The following is a 1,486-nucleotide window of genomic DNA, read 5'->3' as shown; positions in this document are numbered from 1 at the left end:
AAACAAAATCAACTCATTGAAAAGATTACCGCCAAGCACCTCGTCGTCGGGATCGACATCGCCCAGCAAACTCATGTAGCACGTGCGGTGAACTTTCGAGGAATCGCCATTGGGAATCCCCTTTCCTTTTCAAACGATGAAGAAGGATTTCACTATCTCCTTCGGTGGGTGCAATCTCTACAAGCATCACACACTCTAACTAACGCCATTGTCGGGATGGAACCTACCGGTCACTACTGGCTTAACCTTTCCAAGTGGCTCTCGGATCACCAATTCGAAGTCGTTCTTGTCAATCCTCATCTCGTGAAAAAGAACAAAGAAAACCGTGACAATACGCCTTCCAAGAGCGACAAAAAGGATGCACTTGTTATTGCAGATATGGTCAAAAACGGCTATTACTCTTTCATTCGCAGCACGCCTGAGGAATTTGAAGAGCTGCGTGTTTATCTCTCAAACCGCGACTCTGTCGTGACGAGACTCGTGAGTGCTAAAAACCAAATCCATCGCTTTGTTGACATTGTTTTCCCCGAGTTGCGGCAGGTATTTAAGAACCTCATGTGCACCGGTTCGTTGGCCACACTTCGTCTTTTTCCTACACCTGAAGAACTTCGAAAACTACAGCCAAGAGAAATCATCGAAGGCTGGAAATCACTGATGAAGCGTCATTCTGGTGAGCGAAAAGCTCGAGCTCTTATCGCCCCTGCTAGTAGCTCTGTGGGTTCTAGACAAGCCACGAATGCCTACAAGCTTCACTTGAAGCAGTTACTCGATGAATACGACCTTGCTTGCCAGCAGCTAAGCATAGTAGAAGCGGAGATTATCGCCGTGTTAGATCGCATTCCTTTTGCTAAATCCATGCTTGCTGTCAAAGGAATTAGCGCCATTTCACTCGCTGGAATTCTTGGTGAAGCCGGCGATTTAAGCGGATTTGTTCATGGCAATGCTCTACTGCGGCATGCTGGCCTTAACCTCGCAGAAGCAAGCTCTGGGAAATGGACGGGTCAGATGAAGATTAGTAAACGTGGACGATCTCGCCTCCGCCGTTTCATCTTTATGATGGCCATGAGTTTAATTGCGAACAATCCGGAGTTCAAAGCGATCCATACGTACAATGTTCAAGTGAAAAAGATGAAGAAAATGAGGTCCCTGATGAAACTATGTGGTAAATTAGCTCGCATTCTCGTAGGGATGGCTCGTAGCAACGAGGCATACAATCCTCATAAAACGATGCCAATTCAACTAGCAGCTTAAAGCTTAAGATAACCGTTTCGTCGTACGAATTTTGGCTTATTCGCAGGGTTTCAAAGAAAGCACGGAGTACCGGATACATTCAACCAAAGGGCACCGACCCGTACCGTTAGCAAGACCGGCCTCCACCCCTTGGACAGGCGTAACGAAGGAATGAGAGGGCAAAGACCCGTTGAGACATGGGAGTGAGAACCTCCAGGGGCGGCGTGGAGAATGTGTGCAGCATATGGAAGAATAT

The 1,486-nt window shown here is 47.3% G+C and carries 1 protein-coding gene; it reads left to right on the top strand.

What is annotated here, in order from left to right; genetic code table 11:
- Positions 1 to 1,251 (top strand): IS110 family RNA-guided transposase (locus C558_RS0129995; protein ID WP_018759981.1); only part of this gene is annotated, 1,251 nt, incomplete at its 5' end.
- Positions 1,252 to 1,486: the final 235 nt, after the last annotated feature.

Source organism: Paenibacillus terrigena DSM 21567 (assembly GCF_000374845.1).
Lineage (GTDB): Bacteria > Bacillota > Bacilli > Paenibacillales > Paenibacillaceae > Paenibacillus_K > Paenibacillus_K terrigena.
This window is presented reverse-complemented; position numbering and strand designations above follow the sequence as displayed.